The sequence below is a fragment of the Shigella sp. FC1661 genome (genome assembly GCF_001712525.1).
In the GTDB taxonomy this organism is placed as follows: domain Bacteria; phylum Pseudomonadota; class Gammaproteobacteria; order Enterobacterales; family Enterobacteriaceae; genus Escherichia; species Escherichia coli.
Genome location: NZ_MDGW01000272.1, coordinates 1 through 2,159, shown reverse-complemented (window position 1 = coordinate 2,159; position 2,159 = coordinate 1). Strand labels below are relative to the sequence as shown.

Annotated in this window: 1 protein-coding gene and 2 pseudogenes; 1 reads left to right on the top strand and 2 read right to left on the bottom strand. The window is 47.0% G+C overall.

The annotated features are described in order from the left end of the window. On the top strand, nt 1–68 hold a 68-nt coding region (locus tag BFF42_RS27815), incomplete at its 5' end, for a hypothetical protein (RefSeq protein ID WP_241551019.1). A gap of 26 nt (nt 69–94) precedes the next feature. Here the strand turns inward: BFF42_RS27815 and BFF42_RS15435 are convergent. Beyond that, nucleotides 95–1,719: pseudogene (locus tag BFF42_RS15435) on the bottom strand (penicillin acylase family protein); the annotation flags it as partial. 155 nt (nt 1,720–1,874) lie between these two features. Beyond that, nucleotides 1,875–2,159 (bottom strand): annotated as a pseudogene (locus BFF42_RS15430) (IS1-like element IS1X2 family transposase); the annotation flags it as partial.

Below are 2,159 nucleotides of genomic sequence, written 5' to 3'. Positions count from 1 at the left end.
GACGACGCTGCGACGTTCTGTTCGCCATGATGCGCGACGGGACTTTTTATACCCCGCAGGGGTCATAACATGCTTGACAACTTAATAGGGGCACCCCCCACAAAAAGGCAAACAGATCCGAAGCGGGATAATCTTTTTGGGGAGAATTGTTCCAGTTAGCAATATATCCCGACAGGGGGTTATACACCTTAGGGTTCATTTCAAAAGGCAATAGCCCTTTCCAGTCCCATTTTCCCGTACCAGGAACGGGTAATCGCGGATCATGGCCTGATTGACGATCTGGATAAGCACCAGTATGAACATAACCAATATTGCCGTTTACATCAGCATAGTACCAGTTGATGGTCAGTTCTTGTTTCGCTACTCCTGCCAATTTTTGGCCTTCATCTGATGAGTCCAGGCCAGCAAAGACGCCACCTCTTTACCATCCCATGCGCGGGATTTAGCGTAAGCCGTTTGTGTCGTCTGGTCAGTTTGGAGAATGTTGCCATGCACCGTACGCCAGACAGTAAAGGTCTCTGCCTGACCATTTTTCACCGTAATGGTTTCCTCACGGCTTAACATTTTCACCCACTTACAATTATGTAAGTAGTAGCCTGGTTTCTCTGCCGACAGCCGTTCAGCAAAAATATCGACATCATCGCCGAAACCTGCCGTTGATCCCCAGGAAATCACACCATTATGACCAAAAACCAGCCCAGGATAGGCAAATGGTGTATTGCCAGTGACATCATAACCAGCACCGTGCAGACCAATACCATAAGTATACGCAGGCGCATACCAGCCAAACTGCGGACCATTTACCATGATTGCTTTCGCATCCTGGGCTTTGCTTTTGCCGATCACCCACATATTGGTGGTCGTTGGATACCCCGCCAGACCATTGGCACCACCCTGTGCAAATTGTGCAGCAATAGTTTCCCGGTTCTTCCCTGCTGTTAACGCCAGCAGTGCGCCATCCGCCCCTTTTGCTGGTCGGTCAAGCATTGGTGCAGGTAAATCGTAGCGTGGCAACAGAGCTGCTGTTTGCGAGTTTTGCTGATTAAATTTAAGTGGGTAGCTACTCTCTTGTACGGCAATAGTGGTTGGCGCTGATGGGTTTACCAGCCATTTCAACTGATTAAATACCGCCATGCCTTGTGATACACCATATTTATCTTTTAAAGCCGTTAGCAGTGCCAGATTATCAATTTCGCTAGTGCTATCAGAGAAGCGGTTTGCCATGGTGCCCACAAATATCATCGCGACATCAAACGGTTCCCAGCGCTTAGGAGTAAAGCCAAATGTATTAAACTGTTTTGGTAAGAGCGTCTCTGGATTGGTATTTACCTTATCAATCCAGGCATTCATTCCATCAGCGTAGCCTTGCAGAATGGACATATCCTCTGGGGAAAGGGCATCAATTTGCGCCCGGATAGCATCCGGCCAGTAGTTACGACGGATATCTTTATCAAATTTCACAAAATCTTTGCCAAGCACTTCCGCGACAGTCCCTTGAGTACTGCGACGTGCCATTTCCATCTGAAAAAGGCGATCTTGTGCTACTACATAGCCATAAAATAGGTGCCATGTATCATTGGCATAAATATGCGGCATGCCGTATTCATCGCGAACAATCTTTATCTCACTTGACGACTGCTCAGCCAGTGCAGGTAAGCTCCAATAATACATCAGGGAAGCAGTAACACAGTTCACGATCATACGATTTCTATTTTTCATTGTATCCTCTGGCAGGTGTATAATTAGCGAATTGATACTAGCAACGAAGCTTCGGTTATCTATTTGCAGAGAATTGTTTCATTATGAACTGTGAGCGCGATAACTAATTTTTGATACAAAAATTTCATTAATGTGATCTAGGTAATGACTCCAACTTACTGATAGTGTTTTATGTTCAGATAATGCCCGATGACCTTGTCATGCAGCTCCACCGATTTTGAGAACGACAGTGACTTCCGTCCCAGCCTTGCCAGATGTTGTCTCAGATTCAGATTATGTCGCTCAATGCGCTGAGTGTAACGCTTGCTGATAACGTGCAGCTTTCCCTTCAGGCGTGATTCATACAGCGGCCAGCCATCCGTCATCCATACCACGACCTCAAAGGCCGACAGCAGGCTCAGAAGACGCTCCAGTGTGGCCAGAGTGCGTTCACCGAAGAC